The organism is Pseudoalteromonas sp. NZS100_1 (genome assembly GCF_015864285.1).
GTDB lineage: Bacteria > Pseudomonadota > Gammaproteobacteria > Enterobacterales > Alteromonadaceae > Pseudoalteromonas > Pseudoalteromonas arctica.
Map to the genome: position 1 here is coordinate 58423 of NZ_JADYXN010000007.1, position 20560 is coordinate 78982.

The following is a 20560-nucleotide window of genomic DNA, read 5'->3' on the forward strand; positions in this document are numbered from 1 at the left end:
GCTAGGCTCCATATTGCTTGATAAGTGAAAGTACGTAGCTTTTTGCTAACTTTTCACTGTGTTTAAACTGATTATTGTCTGATTTACTCAGTACTGCTCTTAACCATAGGCCATCGATCATTGCGGCGCTAAGTTCTGCAGCTTGCTTTGCTTGCTCAATAGGCATTAATTGCTTAAAAGAAAATGCTAAATTACTGTGCAAGCGTCTACTGTTTACATTTTGTAGTCTGTGTAATTCTTTATCGTGCATCGATTGTGCCCAAAAACTCAACCACGTTCGGGTTGTATCATTGCGTTGTTGTACAAGCGCAAAGTTGGCTTCGACAATATACATTAAACGTTCAGTCGCATTTGTTTGATGGTTTACTTTACCTATCAAGTCTTGCTTTAAGCTTGTTAGTAAGTATCGAACAGTGGCTTCAATCAGCCCCTGCTTACCACCAAAATAATGACTAATAATACCCGACGATAAACCTGCATTTTTACTAATGCTGTTTATAGTCGTTCCTTGCAGACCTTTGCTTGCAACAGATTCTATAGTTGCGTCAATTAACTGCTGACGCCTGACAGGTTCCATTCCAACTTTAGGCATAATTTTTATTAATTGAACGTTCAATAAAGATAAGCTTAAGGTAATAGCTCTAACAATTCAAGGCTGAGGTAAACATCTAGATGCCAAAATGTAGATTAATCATTAATAAAAGTGTAACTAATGCGATAAAGAAGATAAGGTTTTACTTTATTTAACTGTATATAAAACATTGGCTTGTGAGGTTTGTTTTGAAATTAAATTATAGTAATGATTTGTTTACAGCAATAAATGAATAAAATGTGTAAAAATCGTTAGTGCAGTAATAGTTAGAGTACTAATAGTATTATTTTAATACAAAAGTACACTAAACCTGCAATTGCTTAGTGCTCTAATAAATTTATATCAAGAGTAAGCTTTGCGGTTTTATCGTTTTAAAGCGCTTGGTTTGAAAGGTTAAGTTTTGAAAGGTCAGGCATTATTGATAACGCCTTTAAAAAGGAGGGGGTAACGTCTTAGTCTATTGCCAATATAGTCATCAGCTAAAATTTGCTGGCAAATAAAGTCTATATCTTTGCTTGCTTCAAAAACCCAATCAAAGCGCTCTATAGCCAGTAAAAAACCACGCTTTAAATGAGTTTGAGCACGGTACTGTTCTAAATTTTCTTGAATAATTGAGACTTTGCTTGGATCAGCTCTAAGCTCTTCTACTACTTGGTTTATAAAAGTAGTATTGAGCTTACTGGTAGGGCGGTGTCTGCATTTTCGTGGGTGCATTAGCTCTCGTTAGCAATGTTATATAATTTTTTCAAAAAATCATCTTTATGTTTTTCATGCTCATAATCTAGATGATAAGTATTATGAAAACCAAAGCGCAGTTCAACGCCGCTACCTTGTAGGTATACTGTATAGCCATCTACGTCTGAATAAGCAGTAATGCCTTGATAATGCTTGCCTTCATCAGTCATTTCACCTTTTTGAATTATACGTTCATATACGGCTAAAATCTGTTTATTGTCGATTTCGTTTTTCATGTTTTATGCCCTTCGTTTAGTAACTCATACGATACAGATATGAGGGTCGATCATCTTAAAAACAATAGCTAAAAAAGTGTGATATTGCTTTGTAATTTCGCTTTTTTAAATTATGCTCAAAACTCATTTATTGTTGAGCTTAGAGCATGATAGACAAGGCGTTACTACTAAAAACTCGTGAGTTATCGGATCAATTAATTGCATTGCAAACGCCAATTAGGATACTCGATGCTATTAATTGGGATAAACAAACTAAAGAGGAGTTTTTTAGACAGAAATGTCAAAAAAACCCACTCATCGATCGTGCATATTATCAACAGCGCGACCTTGGTTTTGTACCTAGCGAGCTGCGCCAAGCATTTTCTACTTTGCACCGTAACATTATTAACCAATTGGGACAGTTAAATCCGATTGCTCAATATATGGGAAAAATGTGCACCGAGTATAAAACGGTATTAAGTATGCTTGAGTATCGTGGAACGCCAGAGTTTCATGACTTATCAGTGGAGTTATTTGGACACCCTAAAGATTTATTCCATGCTGGTGAGCCCTCACTTTCTGAGCTAGCTAATATGCTAGATAAACCGCTGCAAAATTTACTTATAGCCGACATACTGCCTGACGACCCTAAAAATATTGATGCTGTTGATGCTGTGCGTATTTTGTCTGAGCAAGTAAATGCCAGTATGGCAGGCATAAACGTAGAGGTAATGCTTAGCGATGGTATTGTCAGTGATGCAGCCGCAGGTGCTAATAATATAAAGCTTAATCAAGATGTTAAGTTTTCTCAGCGTGAACTTGATATTTTAGAAGTTCACGAAGGGTGGATACACGTAGGTACCACTCAAAATGGTTTAGCACAGCCGTATTTAACATGTTTGAGTAAAGGCACGCCTAGCTCTACTATTACCCAAGAAGGCCTAGCGGTATTAACCGAAATTATTACTTTAAAATCGACCCCAAGGCGCTTATCTAAATTAGTTAACCGTATTCAAGCGGTTACAAAGGTAATTGACGGTGCTGAATTTGTAGATATTTACCGTGACTATGTAGCGCAAGGTTTATCAAAAGATGACAGTTACACACTCGCGCAGCGTGTATTTAGAGGCAGTACGCCAACAGGTTTGCCTTTTACAAAAGATATCGCTTACATTAAAGGCTTTGTATTGGTTTATAACTTAATACGCGTTGCAATACAGCTTGGTCGAATAGATAGACTACCTTTATTACTGGTAGGTAAAATATCAATAGATGACTTTAGATTAATTTCGCAGCTTCATGATTTAGGTGTAATAGAGAGCCCACAATTTGTGCCTCCACACTTTAAAGACTTACGCGGTTTGGCAACTTGGTTGAGCTTTGGCCGCTTTATTGGCGATTTATCGTTTGAAAAGTTAGAAAACGATTATAAACCGTTATTTTTATAATTAATCAACATAACCTACCGACATAAAAAAAGCCCATAACGGGCTTTTTAAATAAAGTACTTTAGGTTTTGCTATCGAGCATTGGTGCTTTCAAATATTTTGTCAGCTGAGGCTGCAACAAAACCAGTATAAAGCTCACCGTCGGCTTTAGGGTAACGAATAGCAAACTCATAAAAACAGCTAGGGATGCTCATATCACCGTCACTAAAGGTAACAGAGTATTCATCAGCAAGTGTTGACGATTGCTCTAGTAACACCTCTGGTGAGCCTTTAACTTCACCGCCTGACGTATTAAGCGAAAAGCCGGCGTCTTTTAGGGCTTGGTTAACATCATGAATGTTATCAAACTTAGCAAGCGTATTAATATTTACTGTAAAGTGATTGGCGCGGTAACCCCACGCCGACATCCACGCTGCATACTCGCTTTCAGCTAGCAGCTGCTTATAAGTATCGGTGCTTACTTGCCAATGCGTGCCTGAATACAAAAAGTTATCAGCTGTTACTGCGCTTTCATCAATTTTGTCAACCATGTCGGTTACGATGGCTTGTAACTCAGGCGAGCATTTTTCAACTAATAGCTCAGAAATAAACACTTTTGGCTGATTAGGATCGCTATGCTCGTAGTGCTTTGCATAGAGTTTTTTAGCTTCAAAATGGTACTCACCACATTCTTTGTAACCAATAGCTAAAAAGTGAGCAGCGAGCTTTTCAAGACCCACTTTTTCAATATTAAACGTACGCAGCGCAATATGATCGTTAATAATGTCATCTTTTTGCGTTGACCCTAAAAGGTCATGAATTTTGTCTGCCGATGGTGTTACGTTTAAGTAGTTTTTCCAAAGGCTCTCAAATAATGTGTTTACATCAGTATGCATGTTAAATCCTTAAATCTAAAATTTTGGTTTTATTGCTTATTCAATTACCAAGCCTGGCGCTAGGGTTTGCGGTAAGCTCACTTTGTCTGACTCAACAGATGCCACAGGGTATGCACAATAATCGGCGGCATAATAGGCACTTGCTCTGTGATTACCACTGGCGCCTATGCCGCCAAATGGAGCCGCGCTAGAGGCACCCGTAATAGGGCGGTTCCAGTTAACAATACCTGCACGAATGCGCTTTAAGAAGTGAGTGTAATCATCTTCACTGTCGCTAAGTAAACCTGCAGATAAGCCAAAGCTTGTGTTGTTAGCTTCAATAATTGCGCTGTCAAAGTCGTTGTAACGATACACTTTAATAAGCGGTCCAAAATGCTCTTCATCTGGCATGTCGGTAATGTTTGTTACATCAATAATACCTGGGCTTACAAAACCGGTGCCTGATTTTAATTGCTTAAGTTCAACAAGGATTTGCGCGCCTTTTGACACTAATTCACTTTGCGCAGCGACCATACCCAGTGCTGCTTTTTCGCTTATCATTGCACCCATAAAAGGCTGCTCTGTAGCAAAACTGTCGTCTACAACTATGTTTTTAGTCGCGCTTATTAGCTTTTCTAAAATAGCATCGCCATTGAGCGATTTTTCAATAAATAAGCGGCGTGCACACGTACAGCGCTGACCTGAGGTAATAAAGCCTGATTGAATAATATCGTGCACAGCAGCGCTTACATCACTCACGTCTTTTACAATAAGAGGATTATTACCGCCCATTTCAAGTGCTAAAATTTTGCCAGGGTGCCCTGCAAATTGCTTATGTAGTAAGTGACCTGTGTTTGAGCTACCGGTAAAAAACAATCCATCTATATCTTTATGAGAAGCAAGCGCTTTGCCTGTTTCAATTTCACCTTGGACAAGGTTAATAACACCCGCTGGTAAGCCCGCTTTTAACCAAAGTGAGAGGGTGAATTCTGCAACGTGCGGTGTTAGTTCTGATGGCTTAAATACTACGGTGTTGCCTGCTAAAATTGCAGGAACAATATGCCCGTTTGGTAAATGCCCCGGAAAGTTATACGGGCCAAAAATAGCCACAACGCCATGCGGTTTGTGTCTAATAAACGCTTTAGCACCGGGCATTGGGTTTTCGGTTGTACCGGTACGCTCATGGTACGCTTTTACAGATATAGCTACTTTGCCTGTCATTGCGCCCACTTCGGTACGGGTTTCCCATAATGGCTTACCTGTTTCGCGTGCAATTATGGTCGCAAATTCTTCACTGTGTTCTTTTAATTGAGCTGCGAAGTTTTCAAGAATGGCTATACGCTCTTCAAGCGGCTTATCTGCCCATTGTACCTGTGCTGCTCTGGCTGCTTTTATAGCTGAGTTTACTTGCTGGGCGTTTGCGCCATTACCTTGCCATACCACATCGCCATTACTTGGATTGATTGACTCAAATGCTGGACCAAGGCCCACATGCCACTGGTTATTAATTAGGTGTGTATTCATAAATAATTTACAGGCGGAAAAATCGCGCTGCATCTCCTTGACTTAAATTAAGTGCTTTAGCCACATCTTGGCTAATGACGAGAGTATGTTTTGCATGATTGTAATGTGCGTCTTTGGTAAATGTTGCTCTAAAGCCACTTACGCCTTGATTACATACAGCCAGCGTATCAGAGCTATTTTGTGATATGTGATCAAGCTCACCAATAGTAATAGGGCAAACTTGAGAGTCGCGAATGCTGCGAATATTACCAAGCTTTGCTTCAACCGTTGGGCCTGCGTCAAATAAGTCAACGTAGCCTCTGTGCTCAAAACCTTCTTTTTCTAATAATTTTAGCGCAGGTTTTGTTTTTTCATGCACATGCCCAATAACTGCTTGGGCTTTCTTGCTAAGCAAGTTCACATAAATAGGGTATTTAGGCATTAACTCGCTAATAAATACCTTATCGCCTAAGCCAACTAAGTGATCAGCTTCTGGAAATTCAATACTAAAAAAGTGCTCTTGCAGCCATTGCCAAAAAGGAGAATGGCCGTCTTCGTCGCTAACACCGCGCATTTCTGCGATAACAGTATCGGCAAAACGCTCGCTATGCTGAGCCATAAACAAAAAGCGTGAACGCGATAAAAATCGACCCGTTAAACCTTTACGGCTATTTTCGCGCAAAAATAATGTGCATATTTCAGAGCAACCTGTGTAGTCGTTACACATGCTTAAAATATCAACGGTGTTATATACATTTAAAGTAGGCGAGTGGTGTACTGTTTTACCTAAATGATAATGATATAAAGGCACCGATAAACCTACTGCGGCTTCTATAGCGGTTGTGCCAATAACGTCACCTGTTTCACTGTCCTCTAAAACAAATAAATAGCTTTCATCAAGTGGCTGGTTAATGTTTTTGGCAAAGCTTTTTTCAGCACGTTCAATTTTTTCTTTAAGCTGTGCATCGTCCACAGGTAAAGAGGTGAACCCATGACCGGACTCAATCGCTATTTGTTTAAGCGCGTCAAAATCATTGGCAGTAATAGGACGTAATACTTGCATTTATTGCTTGCTCCAATAGCACGCCAGTAGGCGTGCTAATTTAAACTATATTAACCGTTTACTACATCGCTAACGGCTTTTTCAAAGCGCGCTAAGCCTTCTTTAATATCTTCAAACGGGATAACTAAAGACGGTGTAAAGCGAATTACATTCATGCCCGCTACAAGGTTCATTAAACCATTATTAGCACTGGCTACTAAAAAGTCGCGTGCACGTCCTTCAAATTTGTCATTTAGTACTGCGCCAATTAATAAGCCTTTACCACGTACTTCGCTAAATACGTTGTATTTTTCGTTGATTGCGTTTAATCCGTCACGGAATAATTGCTCCCGCTCTTTAACACCGTTTAGTACGTCAGGTGTATTTACTGTATCAAATGCCGCTTCGGCTACCGCACAAGCAAGTGCGTTTCCGCCATAAGTAGAACCGTGAGTACCAATTTTTAAATGCTCAGCAATTGGTGTACGAGTGATCATAGCGCCAATTGGAAAACCACCACCCAATGCTTTTGCCGTTGTTAAAATGTCAGGAACAACCCCTAAACCTTCATAAGCGTATAAATCGCCTGTGCGACCAACACCTGTTTGTACTTCATCAAAAATAAGTAACGCGTTATGTTTAGTACAAAGTTCACGTACTTTTTTAGCAAATTCATCTGTTGGTGAAATAATACCGCCTTCACCTTGTAATGGTTCCATCATAACAGCACATGTTTTATCGCTGATCAGCGCTTCAAATGCCGCTATATCGTTAAAATCACAATGTACTATGTCAGCAGGTTTTGGACCAAAGCCGTCAGAATATGCAGCTTGCCCGCCCACAGTTACTGTAAAGAATGTGCGACCATGAAAACCTTTATTAAATGCAATAATTTGCGTTTTTTCAGCGCCATATACATCCAGTGCATAACGACGCGCTAGCTTAAGGGCTGCTTCGTTTGCTTCTGCGCCTGAGTTTGCAAAGTAAACTTTATCAGCGAATGTTGCTTCAACCATTTTTTGAGCTAAACGAAGTGCTGGCTCATTAGTCATAACATTCGATAAATGCCAAATTTTTTCGCCTTGCTCTTTTAATGCTTTAACTAATGCAGGATGACAGTGACCCAAACAGTTAACGGCAATACCACCAGCAAAATCGATAAACTCGTTATCATTTTGATCCCAAACGCGTGAACCTTCACCACGAACTGGAATGATTGCTGATGGATTATAGTTTGGTACCATTACGTCGTTAAATAAGTCTCTTGTTACTTGCATTTTTACACCTAAATTTAATGGGCTTAGATAAAAGATTAGTTGCTAACTCAAAGAAGAATATAGCCTTTATTCTTCAGCAAACACGTTATTATTTCTTGTAGAGGTCATTATCGAAGGTTAGCTATTAAAATTGCAGTGCTATTTTGTGAAAAATGATTAAAATAAAAGACAAAATAACGAAGAAAATAACCATTATGATAACTCCACAAGATGAAAAGCTACTTTCTGTACTAAAAACAAATGCTAGAGCGAGTATTTCTGACCTTGCTCGTATGCTTGACTTATCTCGTTCAACGGTACAAAGCCGTATGCTCAAACTAGAAGAAACGGGTGTAATTAAAGGCTATAGCGTTGATTATGGTGACGACTACCTCAGTAAAATGGTATCAGCTCATGTGTCTATAAAAGTAAGACAAAAATTAACAACTAAAACAAATATCGAGCTTAAGCAAATTGATGCAATTTCGCAGCTCTATGCCATAAGTGGTGAGTTTGATTTAATTGCTGTAGTACAGGCTCAAAATTTAGAGCAGCTTAGCCATTTACTAGACGATATAGGAAATCTGGATGGAGTAGAGCGCACAACATCTTCTGTTATTTTAGAAACTAAATTTAAGCGCTAGAGTCAGTGAGTTTTTGTTTTAGTCGTTAAGTGAACACTCGGTATACTTTAGGTAAGTAATAGAAAGGCTAGGGTTTGTTGATCTTTCAAGGTTGAATTTCAGTAGCCTGTTTAGTATTCAGGCAAGGCAGAGCCTATGCAGTGTGGTTACTCCCCATAAATGGGCGATAACGTAGCATTAATGCCAAACAGGCGCTGCTCAAAGGGTCCTTCCTAGGCGCTATTTACTCTTTGCTCGGTTTTTACTTATTCTTACATGGATGTAAGCCATTAGAACAACGCAGGAGCAGTTATTGAGCCCACTAGGTTACAAATCTCGCGCCGCGATTAAATAGCGCCTAGTTTGAACGAATTTTAATCCTCAAAGATCAACAGACCCTAGATATAAATGCATTAATTTAAATATTTAAGTGTACTTTTTATAAGCTAATAGCAGTAGAACATAGATTTAAATATTGAAGCCATTGATAAGATACAAAATTTTGTAAGGAGAATTTATGCTTTTTTAATATGGATGACTATACTCATTTTAATTTGTACAATATTTAGTAATGGATTATGCCTGCATATTTTTTTACCCTCTTATTGGGTTTAACTGAGCCTCTTCAGTTTGGAACAAACTTACCCACCACTGCACCTGATAATGCAGTCAACCAAGTTGAGTGTATTTTATTTGAAATGGGAGCCCCTTTTCAGCTACAAACCTTGCCATGGTTACGTGCACGTCGAGAAGTAAAGTTAGACCGCTTAGATGGTTATTTCACAACTCATTTAATGCCTGAAATGAAGGCCTATGGGCGCATATCATCCCCCATCTTTTTAGAAAGCTGGTACTGGTTTACTCATCCAGAGAGCATTAATAAACCAAAAAATAAAATGCGTTATGGTGCAGTAAGAGGGAGTTATCAGGCTAATTGGTTTAAAACTCAGAATATTATTGCTGAGGTAGAAGTAAATTCATTAGAAGAAATAGTAAATGTTATGCACCATAAGCGGATTGATAGAATTCTACTTGATTTAGACGATTTTGAATTAGCAGCCTCTAAGCTAGGCATTAATGAAGATGGGTATCAAAGAGAATTTTTTAGGTATGTGCCTTTGGGATTATTTGCTTCGCATTCACTTATTAAACGCTTCCCTAAATTTATGCAGCAGTTTGATGAAAATATAAATACTTGCGCGCAGGCTCCATTTTCACTATCAAAAAGTGAAGAAAAGCAAATACTTGATAGGTTGTCCAGTAGTGCTAAAACCTTACTAAACTTACCTAGTTTAGTAGAACAAGTTCAAATAAGTAATGAGTCTCCCTTAAGTGAATCTGAAATTAAAAAACTAGACCGGCTATGGATAAAAGAAAGTAAACAAGTTGAGCACCCTGATGGGTTAACTATGCTTAATTTACCGTTATCTAAAGTATTTAAAAAATGGCAATTACAATTTAAAGGTGTTGTTACTGAGCTGATATTGACTGATAACCAAGGAAAAAACATCGCTATTAGTAAGCTAACCAGTGACTACTGGCAAGGAGATGAAAATAAGTTTACTAAAATATTTAAACAGTCAAAAGATTTTAACTTTGATAGCGTCACATATGATGCATCAACACATCATTTTCAAGTTCAGCTAAGTTTTCCTGTTTTAGATGATAATAATAGTCATATTGGAGTGTTAATTTTAGGTGTTGATGTAGAAAAAGCACTTCATTCGTCAAACGCAAAGAGTAATTAACTCATTACCTTTCACATAAGTTAGCTAAGCTTTAATGCTTCAGCTTAGCTAACTATATGCTATGGAAGTGTTTTTTCTGAAATAGGTTTTTTTCTTATAACTTCTTTTTTGGCTTTATCAAGCTTTATAAAATAAGCATTACCGCCTATGCCTTTAAACTCTTCATCTGTAAATACAATCGTGTTGTCATCAAAAAAGGTGACTGCTTCTTTTTGAGTAACAATCCCTAAGTCTATTTTTGATACATCACCAGAGAAAAATTTATCACCTTTAAAGTTTTCAAATAACCAAAGGCTGGTTGAATCAAGTAATACTAGTTTTTTACGATCGGGGCTGAGCGCTGCAGAGGTTATCCAGCAAAGTTTTTCAAGTGTGGTACACGTTTTAAAAGAGTCAACTAGCTCAGCATCAAAATTAGCAGCATGATCGCCTACCTTATATACATTTGTGATCCCATCAAATGGCTCAGTCCGGTTTTTAGTAAATAGGTATAAGTGACGCCCCAGTGCAACAAAAGCTTCTAAATCATAGTTGCGCTTATCGGGCTCTACAGGTGAATCATCGAGTTCAGGATAAGTAAATTTGATTATTTCGGCTTGAGTAGTGTCGCCTTTAATATCAATAGGGTTTTCTATTTTATAAATAGTGAGCCATCGACGATCGTTTTTGTTATTACCAAAATCGCCTAAAAAAAAGTGCCCAAATTTGTTTTGAGTCATGTCTTCCCAGTCTATATTTTTAGCATTTTCGACTAAGATTTCTTTGGCGATAGAACCGTCTTGATTGAGGCGGTAAAGCTTAGGTTCATTGCCTCCGTCGTTAATAGCCCATAAACGTTTGTGCTTATCAAATTCAATACCTGATATTTCTTTTAATTTAGGATCAACTGAGATTTCTTTTTTACTATAAAGGGTATAGATTGAAGAACCAACAAGTGTGGCTATTATTAAAAATATGATGGCTATAGTTATAAAAATGCTTTTTTTCAACATGAAAATTATGATATTTCAGAGTATTAAGATGCTGTGTATTATCGCTGATGAAAGTACATAACAAAAGAATTTTATAAATTTAGGCAATACTTTTGGATTGTTTAACGTTAAATTCGGTTAAATAAATAAAATGTGATGCCTACCTAGTTGGTTCAAAAATTGCTCTGTACTAGTGAGCTTTTTAAAATAGATTGTTTGTATACTAACCGCACTTTTTAAGTGCAGAAAAAATGAATTGTTGCACTGTAATAATGCGTAAATAAAGTTTTGGTTAACTTGTAACGTGTTTAATGATTTTGAATGGAATCCACATCGCCTTTTTGTTTAGTTGTATGGCCTGTGGCAAAGATTAAGTACCCTTTTTGGTTTAGTTGGAGCCTGCTATGTTGAATAAACGTTTTTTTAAAACAAAAGATGAAGCTGAAGTAACCTTTGAGTTTTCTCATCCTGAGGCAGAAGAAGTTTGCTTATTAGGTGAATTTAATGATTGGCAACCCGTGCCAATGAAGCTTAATAAAAAACAAGGTGTGTTTAAATTTAAGCAACGCTTACCTATCGATCAACAATTTCACTTTCGTTATTTAATTAATGGCGATATTTGGGACAACGACCACCAAGCTGATGGTTACATTGGCAATACATTTGGTACAGAAAACAGCATAGTAAATACTCAACGCATTAATTAAGGCGATTCAATGGATGCTCTTTCGCAGTTGTTTTACCTGCATGGTATTGGCTTTGAATTCACTAAGTATACAGGTGAACAGGTGTTTTTTAGCGAAGATACGCGTAAACGTGCTTTGCAATGTTGTGGTGTTGATACAAATAACGAAGCGCAAGTAGCTCAACTAACTTATGATTTAGATGCATCGCTTTGGCTGGATTTAGTACCCAGTGTGAGTTTGGTTGACCAAAAAAAATGCGCTTTAAAACTTCGTATAGACGAACGCCAGCAAAATTTAGCCGCTAACATTAATATCCCTTCTCTTGGGATTAATATAGCATTTGATAACCTTTATAATTTGGCGGTTTCAGGTGAGTATTACTTACATGGCGTTCGCTACATTGAGCTGGTACTGCCTATTGAAACTATGCCAATCGGCTATCATGACGCTAATGTTCAGGTAGGTGAGCAGCAGGCTATTACACAAATTTGGTGTGTGCCTGAGCAAGTTTATCAAGTTGAAGATGCAAAGCGCACTGGATTATCTATTCAGCTTTATACGTTAAAAAATAAAGCGAATTTAGGTGTCGGTGACTTCGACGATTTACTAACGCTTACAAAATTATGTAGCTCGCAAAATATGGATTACATATTACTTAATCCATTGCATTTGTTATTTGCAGATATGCCAGAGCGCGCAAGCCCTTATAGTCCTAATAGTCGCGCTTTATTAAACCCTCTTTATATTTCTATAGTATTAAGCGAAGACGCACCAAATAACGAAAAGCTTAATACTCTAATGCAGCAAGACGACGTCACTGCGCTTATTAAAAGTAATGATCAGTTTATAGATTATGAAAATGTAAGCCGTATAAAGTATGCATTATTTGAAGCGCTTTATAACCAGTTTGAATTAACAGCAAGTGATGAGCGTCGCCATGCTTTTACAGATTTTTGTAATACACATTCTACTACGCTAAACACCCTCGAATCAGATAACGTAACGTTTGATTATTACCTGCAATGGCAAGCACATATTCAATTGGCACTGTGCCAAAAAAGTTGCGTAGAGCGAGGTATGGCTATCGGGTTAATAAACGACTTAGCCGTTGGCTGTGCGGGTGATGGAGCCGAATTTAAAAATCAAAAAACACTGTTTAGCCAAGGTGCAAGTGTAGGTGCTCCACCAGATCCATGGGCCGAAGCTGGCCAAAACTGGGGGCTTCCGGCACTAAATCCTCAAAGCTTAAGCAATAACCACTACCAGTTTTATCGCTCACTTATTCGCGCAAACATGCAAAGTGTAGGCGGACTTAGAATTGACCACGTTATGGCGATTAGACGCCTATGGTGGTGCTTTGAAAACAATGGCGAACAAGATGGCTGTTATGTTTACTACCCGTTTGAGTACTTACTCGCGGTTTTAAAAATTGAATCGCATATTAATCAGAGTATCGTAATTGGGGAAGATCTAGGCGTTGTACCGCCAGAGGTAAGGCAGGCTTTGGCATCTAGCGGTATCTTTTCTAACAGCTTATTTTATTTTGAAAAACAACACAGTGGTGAATTTTTATCGGTAAATGAGCTAGCAACACATTGCTTGTTAATGATAGCCAATCATGATGTACCGCCATTTACAGGTTGGTGGCAGCATGCTGATTTAAATATTAAGCAACAATACAAGCTTATTACTGATGATGAATACGCGCAATTAAAGCAACAACGAATAGAAGAGCAACATAGGATACTACGATTTATTAATCGCCATACCAATACAACCGAGCTTCTATTACATAGTAATTCAGTCGAAGTATATAACGCACTAGCATTATGTTTGGCGGGTTCTCAATCGCGTTTATTTGCAATACAAATAGATGATTTAGATGAGCAGAAGTATCCGGTTAATATCCCCGGGACAGACAAAGAATATCCTAATTGGCGACGTGTATTAACGCATACCAGTGAAGAAATTTTTACCAAAAATGCCTCACTTTTAGTTGCTATCGATTCAATAAGGAAAGGTTAAATGAGCAGTACAATTAACAAAAAATCGTCAGTACAGGACAGCTCAGAACTTGCTAATTCAGTACAAGACAGCTCAGTACAGGAAAATAATTACGATGCACAAGTAAATGCATTAAGTACAGGGCGTTTTAAAGACCCATTTAGCTTTTTAGGGGCACATGAAACAAGCGCAGGTATTGAGATTCGCTTTTTCTTACCAACTGCATTAAACGTAAGCGTTACATTAAATAATAAAAATATTGAAGCACAGCGCTATCAACAAAGTGACTTATTTATAGTCAAAGTTGATGCGCTGCCCACTGCGCCTTATCAATGCATTGCTCAGTACACAAATAGCAGCGTTACCTTTTATGATGAATACAGCTTTGAAAGCACTCTTGATGCACAGGCAATGTATTTATTTAATGAAGGCAGCCTCGAACATGCTTACTCTCATTTTGGTGCACATTTTAGTACTCAACAAAACGTAGAAGGTGTGCGCTTTTGTGTATGGGCACCCAATGCGGCAAGTGTCTCTATTATTGGTGAGTTTAATTTTTGGCAAGCTAATCGCCACTTTATGCGTTTTCATCCGGCAAGTGGTGTATGGGAGTTATTTGTACCGGGTCTTAAAGCCGACATGTGCTACAAATTTGCAATTACCGCCCAAAGTGGAGAAGTACTCGAAAAAGCCGACCCCTATGCATTTAAAATGCAACAAGCACCGGGTACTGCAAGTGTACTGCAGTATAAACCAGAACCTATAACACTTGGCGAGCAGGCACTTCAAAACAGACAAAAGCGTAATCATATTGATGCGCCAATTAGTATTTATGAAGTGCATTTAGGCTCATGGCAACGCGCTGAAAACAACCGCTATTTAAGTTACGCAGAGCTTGCTGACAAACTGGTTAGCTACGCCCTTGAAATGAATTTTACTCACCTGCAACTTATGCCAATAAGTGAATACCCGTTTGATGGTTCGTGGGGGTATCAGCCTGTTGGTTTATTTGCTCCTACTAGCCGTTTTGGCGACTACAACAGCTTTAAATACTTTGTAGAGCAGTGCCACAAAGCTAATTTAGGTATTTTACTTGATTGGGTACCTGGGCATTTTCCTAGTGATCCGCATGGCTTGCACCGATTTGATGGCACACATTTATATGAACATGCCGATAAGCGCCAAGGTTTTCATCCTGATTGGAATACCTACATTTATAATTACGACCGCCCTGAAGTTAAAAGCTTTTTAATTTCAAATGCTATGTACTGGTTACATCAATTTGGTTTAGATGGTCTGCGGGTAGATGCCGTAGCCTCTATGTTGTATTTAGATTACAGCAGAAAAGAAGGCGAGTGGATCCCTAATTGCTACGGCGGGCGCGAAAACTTAGGTGCAATAGAGTGCTTAAAACAAGTCAATATGCGCAGCTACAAAAACAACCCAGGCATTATGATGGTAGCTGAGGAGTCAACAGCATGGCCAGGTGTTACCCAAAGTGTTGAGCATAACGGTTTAGGTTTTGGCTATAAATGGAATATGGGCTGGATGAACGATAGCTTGCATTACATGCAGCACGACCCGCTTTATCGTCAGCATCATCATCACGAAATGACTTTTTCGATGGTATATGCCTTTAGTGAAAATTATATATTGCCATTAAGTCACGATGAGGTAGTACACGGAAAAGGCTCGTTAATTGAAAAAATGCCAGGCGATGATTGGCAGAAATTTGCAAACTTACGTGCTTATTACGCATTTATGTGGGCACATCCGGGTAAAAAGCTCTTGTTTATGGGCGGCGAAATTGCACAGCGAAAAGAGTGGGGGCACGATCATTCTATCGATTGGCATTTACTTGATCACCAAAGCCATAACGGGGTAAAGCAAACCGTAAAAGCGCTCAATACCGTTTATAAAAACCAGCCCGCGTTGTATGAGTTAGATTCGAGTGCAGCTGGTTTTACTTGGATAGATAACAATAACAATCAGCAGAGCATTTTAAGCTTTGTTCGCTATGCTAAAAACGCAAAAGACTTTGTGGTTGTTATTGCTAACTTTACCCCCGCGTCATATGAAAACTACGTTATTGGCGTACCGAGTAAAGGACGTTACAAGGTTATTTTAAATACTGACGACACTCAATTTTTTGGTTCAGGCGTTGAGGTAGCTAAAGATTCATCGCAGATAGTTAATGCTATCGATGAGCCGAACCATGGCTTTAAACACAGTATTTCAATTGCCATTGGTGGCTTAACCACTATTTACTTACAGAAGGTTGATGATGAGTAACCAATTTGATGTAGCCCCTGGTAATGTAGAACCGTTAGGTTCTAGTGTTATTAATAACGGGGTTAACTTTGCGCTTTATGCGCCAGGTGCAAGCCAAGCTTATGTATGCCTGTTTGACAAAAGTGGCCATTCAGAAATCCTAAAAATGGCGATGAATATCAACGAAGGGGGTATTTGGAGTATTCATATTTCGCCATTAAGCGCAGGCGCACTTTATGGTTTTAGAGTTGAGGGTGAATATAACCCTAAAAATGGTCAATTATTTAACGAAAATAAGCTACTTATAGACCCGTATGCAAAAGACTTGTTTGGTGAGTTTACTTGGAGCGAACGCCATTACGGGCAAATGCCAATTGGTACGAAAAGTTGCGTAAATAATGCGATTGATATACCTAAATCAAAAGTAGCGGCTCCTACTTTGTATGCGGATAAAAAGCCAAACCACCGTTGGTCAAACACGGTTATTTACGAGTGTCATGTTAAGGGCACAACGTGTCGTCATCCTAAAATCCCTAAATCTCTACAAGGGAAGTTTTTAGGGATAAGCCACCCAAGCTTTATTGAGCACTTACAAAGCTTTGGCGTTACAGCAGTTGAGCTTTTACCTGTTCATTCATTTATTAGTGAGCAATTTTTAACTGCAAAAGGCCTACAAAACTATTGGGGTTATAACACGCTTAACTTTTTTACCCCTCATAAAGACTATTTGGTAAACGACGATATAAACGAGTTTAAGCAAATGGTGCAAGAGCTTCATGCAGCCGACATAGAAGTTATTTTAGATGTTGTTTATAACCATACAGCAGAGGCGGGGGCAGATGGCCCTATATTATCGCTAAGAGGCTTTGATAACTTAGCGTATTACCGCACAGTAGAGGGGCAGCCTGATGTATATATAAACGATACCGGCTGTGGCAATACCATAAATATTGACCACCCTAAAACACTGCAACTTGTACTTGATAGCCTTCGTTATTGGGTTGTGGTAATGGGGGTTGATGGTTTTAGGTTTGATTTAGCGACCATTTTAGGTCGCTCAAAAACAGGCTTTAGCTCCGCACATACTTTTTTACAAGTGATAGCTCAAGACCCAGTGCTAAACAAAGTTAAGCTAATAAGCGAGCCTTGGGATATAGGCCCTGGTGGCTATCAGTTGGGTGCATTTCCGCCGCCATGGCGAGAATGGAACGATCAATACCGTGATGTAATTAGACGTTTTTGGCAAAGTGAAACAGGCATTATAGCAAGCGTTGCAAAACGTTTGCATGGATCGTTTGATATTTTTGAGCACAGCCAGCGCGGACCACTCAATAGTATCAACTTTATAACGAGTCATGATGGTTTCACGCTTGCTGATTTAGTGAGTTATGAGGAAAAACATAACGAAGCTAATGGTGAGCAAAATCGAGACGGGCACAGTGCAAATCACTCGTTTAACTGCGGAGTAGAAGGCTTTACCAGTGACTCAAAAATAAATGCACTGCGCTTACAACAACAAAAAAACTTTTTACTTACTTTGATACTCTCAAAAGGTGTACCCATGATTGCCGCTGGCAGCGAAATGGCGCACTCGCAAGGGGGTAATAACAATGCCTATTGCCAAAATAATCGTACGAGTTGGCTTGCCTGGAAAGATTCTCAGCTTAATCATTCGCTAACACGATTTATTGATGACGCGTTAAAAATTAGACGCGCACACAGTGCGTTTAAACACAGTGTATTTTTAGATGATATAGACGAGCGTTTTACCGTTAAATGGTTTACCGAACAAGGTAAAACCATGACTGACGCGCATTGGCATGAAGATACCAGACAGTTTTTAATGTATAGCTTACTTGATAAGCAAAACAATCATGCATTACTGATGGTATTTAATGCCAGTAAAAAAACAGTTTTTTGCCAAATGCCGCCTTCGCCTATTAATGCACCGTGGCAAATGGTTTTATCAAGTGTAAATAATGCATCTGTGAGTAGTAATGAAGATGCGATGGTTGAAATTACAGCACAAAGCAGCTGGGTTTTTAGTGCCAATTTAGAGGATGTAAGTCATGGCTAAACAAAGTGATCAAGTATGTGTAGTAAAGGGCTGGCAAGAAGGTCCTGTTATAGATGAAAGTACGCTTAAAGATGACTTAACACGGCATTTTTATTATACCCTCGGCCGCGATAAAGTTGGCGAGTCGCAGCATTATTTATATCACGCATTAGCGCTTACTATTCGCGACAGACTTGTTGCGCGTTGCAGAGAAACAAACCAGCAAATTAAGCAAAATAAACGCCGTAAAACAGCCTATTTATCGCTTGAGTTTTTAATGGGGCGTGCACTTGGTAATGCCGTTTTAAATTTAGATTTAGACGAGCAAGTAAGCTCAGCGCTACAAGAATACTGTACAACAATAGAAACGATTGAAGATGCCGAACACGACGCAGGCTTAGGTAATGGTGGTCTGGGGCGTCTTGCGGCTTGTTTTTTAGATAGCTGTGCTAGTTTGGCATTACCGGTAATTGGTTATGGCCTTCGTTACGAATACGGCATGTTTAACCAATCAATCAAAGATGGCAATCAAATTGAGCAACCAGATAATTGGCTACGCGAAGGGCACCCGTGGGAGCTAAGCGCACCAGAGCACGCTAAACGTGTTAAATTTGGTGGCTACGTGCAAAGTTATACAGACAAATTTGGCCGAGAGCATCGCCAGTGGATGAGCTCACAAGATGTATTAGCAGTCCCTTACGATGTCCCCGTCCCGGGTTATAAAAACAATATTGTAAATACGCTACGCTTATGGAAATCAGAAGCGACGGATGAATTTAACTTAACCGAATTTAATGCCGGTAGTTACTCAGAAGCCGTTGCACAAAAAAACCTAGCTGAACAAATTACCATGGTGCTGTATCCAAACGACAGCAGCGAAAATGGTAAGGAGCTTAGGTTGCGCCAACAATACTTTTTATCATCTGCGAGTATTCAAGATGTAGTAGATCAATGGGTTTCTCAACATGGCGAGAGTTTTAGTGACTTTGCTGATTTTCATGTTTTTCAGTTAAACGACACGCACCCAAGTATTGCTGTTGCAGAGCTGATGCGTATTTTAATTGATGATTACGAACTTGATTGGAACGATGCTTGGCAAATTACCACTAAAACAATGGCCTACACAAACCATACGCTACTTCCTGAAGCGCTTGAAAAGTGGTCTGTTTCGTTGTTTTCAAAACTATTGCCACGTATTTTAGAAATAGTTTACGAGATAAACGCACGCTTTTTAGCACAAGTTGCACAGCAATGGCCGGGTGATGTTAATAAACAGCGTGCCTTATCTTTAATTGAAGAGGGTGACGAGCCGAAAATTCGTATGGCTTATTTAGCTATTGTAGGTAGTTACTCTGTAAATGGCGTAGCAGCACTGCATACCGAACTGTTAAAAGCGGGCTTATTTAAAGAGTTTTACGCGCTTTGGCCAGATAAGTTTAATAACAAAACAAATGGTGTTACCCCAAGACGTTGGCTTGCACATTGTAATCCCGTTTTAAGTAAATTAATCAGCGAAAAAATTGGTCATGACTGGGTTAAAAACTTTTCAACAATTAGCGACCTACGTCGCTTTTACGATGACAAAGCATTTCATGGGCAATGGCAAAATGCTAAACGCGAAAACAAACAGCGTTTAGTTGATTTAGTTAAGACTCGCTGCGATGTTGATTTTGACGTATCGATGATGTTTGACGTACAGGTAAAACGTATTCACGAATATAAACGTCAGCTATTAAACATACTTCATGTGATTCATTTATACGACCGCATTCGCCGTGGTGATACTCAAGGGCTTGTTCCTCGTTGTGTTTTATTAGGTGGTAAAGCAGCGCCGGGTTATTACATGGCTAAAAAAATCATTAAGCTTATTAATAACGTGGCAGAGGTTATAAATAAAGACCCGTTAGCAGCCCCGTATTTACGCGTCGCCTTTTTACCTAATTACAACGTAACCGCTATGGAAGTGATTTGTCCTGCAACCGATTTATCAGAGCAAGTATCTACCGCAGGTAAAGAAGCATCTGGTACTGGCAACATGAAGTTTATGATGAATGGTGCATTGACGATAGGCACGCTAGATGGTGCTAACATTGAAATTAGAGACGCTGTTGGTGCAGATAACTTCTTTTTGTTTGGCGCACAAGCGCATCAAATTGATGATATTAAATCGCGTTACAACCCTGAGCACTTAATCGCACAAAATAGTGATTTAAATAATGTAATGCAACTACTCGAAAGCGGTCATTTTAATTTGTTTGAACCGTGCTTATTTGACGATATAACCAATGCAATTAAAAGCCCGCACGATCCATGGCTTGTAGCTCACGATTTTGAGAGTTACGTAGCTGCTCAAAAAGAAGTAGATAAAGCGTACGCAGATCAAACCTACTGGACACAAATGAGTATTTTAAATACGGCAGCCAGTGGAATGTTTTCAAGTGATAGAACCATAAGCCAATACAGTGAAGACATTTGGCATTTAGAACCCCTCAATATTAGTGAAACAGACTTAACGACAACTAAAAGCCATGCCACTAACAGCCTAGACTAAATGGA

At 39.0% G+C, this 20560-nt stretch carries 16 protein-coding genes; 8 read left to right on the forward strand and 8 right to left on the reverse strand.

Annotated elements, in window-relative coordinates:
• Window position 1 precedes the first annotated feature (1 nt).
• From betI to I6F66_RS06870, 3 genes are all read right to left on the reverse strand, one after another.
• Window positions 2-577 (reverse strand): transcriptional regulator BetI, encoded by a 576-nt coding sequence (gene betI, locus I6F66_RS06860; protein ID WP_197119055.1) that lies wholly within the window; start codon window positions 575-577, stop codon window positions 2-4.
• A 423-nt stretch (window positions 578-1000) separates the two neighbouring features.
• On the reverse strand, window positions 1001-1306 hold the full coding sequence (locus I6F66_RS06865) for a hypothetical protein (protein ID WP_197118928.1): 306 nt from the start codon (window positions 1304-1306) through the stop codon (window positions 1001-1003).
• The gene (locus tag I6F66_RS06870; RefSeq protein WP_024592187.1) at window positions 1306-1563 is read right to left on the reverse strand and encodes a DUF3081 domain-containing protein; all 258 of its coding nucleotides are present in this window, start codon (window positions 1561-1563) and stop codon (window positions 1306-1308) included. Before I6F66_RS06870 ends, I6F66_RS06865 begins: the two co-directional genes overlap by 1 nt.
• A gap of 146 nt (window positions 1564-1709) precedes the next feature.
• On the opposite strand from I6F66_RS06870, the gene I6F66_RS06875 reads away from it, so the two are divergent.
• A complete protein-coding gene (locus I6F66_RS06875; RefSeq protein ID WP_008169642.1) occupies window positions 1710-2990 on the forward strand; it encodes a flavohemoglobin expression-modulating QEGLA motif protein in 1281 nt (426 codons plus the stop codon).
• Between the two features lie 71 nt (window positions 2991-3061).
• Here I6F66_RS06875 and I6F66_RS06880 read toward each other — a convergent pair whose 3' ends face one another.
• The 4 genes from I6F66_RS06880 to I6F66_RS06895 are packed head-to-tail and all read right to left on the reverse strand — an operon-like array spanning window position 3062 to window position 7666.
• On the reverse strand, window positions 3062-3865 hold the full coding sequence (locus tag I6F66_RS06880; protein WP_007580767.1) for a DUF1338 domain-containing protein: 804 nt from the start codon (window positions 3863-3865) through the stop codon (window positions 3062-3064).
• Window positions 3866-3901: 36 nt separating this feature from the next.
• The gene (astD, locus tag I6F66_RS06885; RefSeq protein ID WP_165728038.1) at window positions 3902-5368 is read right to left on the reverse strand and encodes a succinylglutamate-semialdehyde dehydrogenase; all 1467 of its coding nucleotides are present in this window, start codon (window positions 5366-5368) and stop codon (window positions 3902-3904) included.
• A gap of 7 nt (window positions 5369-5375) precedes the next feature.
• On the reverse strand, window positions 5376-6410 hold the full coding sequence (gene astA / locus I6F66_RS06890; RefSeq protein ID WP_007580762.1) for an arginine N-succinyltransferase: 1035 nt from the start codon (window positions 6408-6410) through the stop codon (window positions 5376-5378).
• 50 nt (window positions 6411-6460) lie between these two features.
• The gene (locus I6F66_RS06895) at window positions 6461-7666 is read right to left on the reverse strand and encodes an aspartate aminotransferase family protein (RefSeq protein WP_007580760.1); all 1206 of its coding nucleotides are present in this window, start codon (window positions 7664-7666) and stop codon (window positions 6461-6463) included.
• A gap of 194 nt (window positions 7667-7860) precedes the next feature.
• On the opposite strand from I6F66_RS06895, the gene I6F66_RS06900 reads away from it, so the two are divergent.
• Window positions 7861-8289: an Lrp/AsnC family transcriptional regulator gene (locus I6F66_RS06900; RefSeq protein ID WP_002958609.1), complete on the forward strand. Its 429-nt coding sequence runs from the start codon at window positions 7861-7863 to the stop codon at window positions 8287-8289.
• 557 nt (window positions 8290-8846) lie between these two features.
• On the forward strand, window positions 8847-10016 hold the full coding sequence (locus I6F66_RS06905) for a cache domain-containing protein (RefSeq protein ID WP_197208972.1): 1170 nt from the start codon (window positions 8847-8849) through the stop codon (window positions 10014-10016).
• A 59-nt stretch (window positions 10017-10075) separates the two neighbouring features.
• Here I6F66_RS06905 and I6F66_RS06910 read toward each other — a convergent pair whose 3' ends face one another.
• Window positions 10076-11008, reverse strand: coding sequence for a hypothetical protein (locus I6F66_RS06910; RefSeq protein ID WP_197208973.1), 933 nt, complete (start codon window positions 11006-11008; stop codon window positions 10076-10078).
• Window positions 11009-11391: 383 nt separating this feature from the next.
• Here I6F66_RS06910 and I6F66_RS06915 point away from each other — a divergent pair, with 383 nt between their 5' ends.
• The 5 genes from I6F66_RS06915 to I6F66_RS06935 are packed head-to-tail and all read left to right on the forward strand — an operon-like array spanning window position 11392 to window position 20555.
• On the forward strand, window positions 11392-11694 hold the full coding sequence (locus I6F66_RS06915; protein ID WP_007580752.1) for an isoamylase early set domain-containing protein: 303 nt from the start codon (window positions 11392-11394) through the stop codon (window positions 11692-11694).
• A 9-nt stretch (window positions 11695-11703) separates the two neighbouring features.
• Window positions 11704-13698: a 4-alpha-glucanotransferase gene (gene malQ / locus I6F66_RS06920; RefSeq protein ID WP_197208974.1), complete on the forward strand. Its 1995-nt coding sequence runs from the start codon at window positions 11704-11706 to the stop codon at window positions 13696-13698.
• Window positions 13699-15969: a 1,4-alpha-glucan branching protein GlgB gene (gene glgB / locus I6F66_RS06925; RefSeq protein WP_197208975.1), complete on the forward strand. Its 2271-nt coding sequence runs from the start codon at window positions 13699-13701 to the stop codon at window positions 15967-15969. It begins immediately after the preceding gene.
• Window positions 15962-18025: a glycogen debranching protein GlgX gene (gene glgX, locus I6F66_RS06930; protein ID WP_197208976.1), complete on the forward strand. Its 2064-nt coding sequence runs from the start codon at window positions 15962-15964 to the stop codon at window positions 18023-18025. Before glgB ends, glgX begins: the two co-directional genes overlap by 8 nt.
• Window positions 18018-20555: a glycogen/starch/alpha-glucan phosphorylase gene (locus tag I6F66_RS06935; protein ID WP_197208977.1), complete on the forward strand. Its 2538-nt coding sequence runs from the start codon at window positions 18018-18020 to the stop codon at window positions 20553-20555. The genes glgX and I6F66_RS06935 overlap by 8 nt, the downstream gene beginning before the upstream one ends.
• The last annotated feature ends 5 nt before the right edge of the window (window positions 20556-20560 follow it).

What these genes read in the sequence shown, in the direction of transcription:
- astD (WP_165728038.1), bottom strand. Translation starts at nt 5,368, where the DNA reads ATGAATACACACCTAATTAATAACCAGTGGCATGTGGGCCTTGGTCCA.
- I6F66_RS06915 (WP_007580752.1), top strand. Translation starts at nt 11,392, where the DNA reads ATGTTGAATAAACGTTTTTTTAAAACAAAAGATGAAGCTGAAGTAACC.
- I6F66_RS06905 (WP_197208972.1), top strand. Translation starts at nt 8,847, where the DNA reads ATGCCTGCATATTTTTTTACCCTCTTATTGGGTTTAACTGAGCCTCTT.
- astA (WP_007580762.1), bottom strand. Translation starts at nt 6,410, where the DNA reads ATGCAAGTATTACGTCCTATTACTGCCAATGATTTTGACGCGCTTAAA.
- I6F66_RS06870 (WP_024592187.1), bottom strand. Translation starts at nt 1,563, where the DNA reads ATGAAAAACGAAATCGACAATAAACAGATTTTAGCCGTATATGAACGT.
- malQ (WP_197208974.1), top strand. Translation starts at nt 11,704, where the DNA reads ATGGATGCTCTTTCGCAGTTGTTTTACCTGCATGGTATTGGCTTTGAA.
- I6F66_RS06875 (WP_008169642.1), top strand. Translation starts at nt 1,710, where the DNA reads ATGATAGACAAGGCGTTACTACTAAAAACTCGTGAGTTATCGGATCAA.
- I6F66_RS06880 (WP_007580767.1), bottom strand. Translation starts at nt 3,865, where the DNA reads ATGCATACTGATGTAAACACATTATTTGAGAGCCTTTGGAAAAACTAC.
- glgB (WP_197208975.1), top strand. Translation starts at nt 13,699, where the DNA reads ATGAGCAGTACAATTAACAAAAAATCGTCAGTACAGGACAGCTCAGAA.
- glgX (WP_197208976.1), top strand. Translation starts at nt 15,962, where the DNA reads ATGAGTAACCAATTTGATGTAGCCCCTGGTAATGTAGAACCGTTAGGT.
- I6F66_RS06910 (WP_197208973.1), bottom strand. Translation starts at nt 11,008, where the DNA reads ATGTTGAAAAAAAGCATTTTTATAACTATAGCCATCATATTTTTAATA.
- betI (WP_197119055.1), bottom strand. Translation starts at nt 577, where the DNA reads ATGGAACCTGTCAGGCGTCAGCAGTTAATTGACGCAACTATAGAATCT.
- I6F66_RS06900 (WP_002958609.1), top strand. Translation starts at nt 7,861, where the DNA reads ATGATAACTCCACAAGATGAAAAGCTACTTTCTGTACTAAAAACAAAT.
- I6F66_RS06935 (WP_197208977.1), top strand. Translation starts at nt 18,018, where the DNA reads ATGGCTAAACAAAGTGATCAAGTATGTGTAGTAAAGGGCTGGCAAGAA.
- I6F66_RS06895 (WP_007580760.1), bottom strand. Translation starts at nt 7,666, where the DNA reads ATGCAAGTAACAAGAGACTTATTTAACGACGTAATGGTACCAAACTAT.
- I6F66_RS06865 (WP_197118928.1), bottom strand. Translation starts at nt 1,306, where the DNA reads ATGCACCCACGAAAATGCAGACACCGCCCTACCAGTAAGCTCAATACT.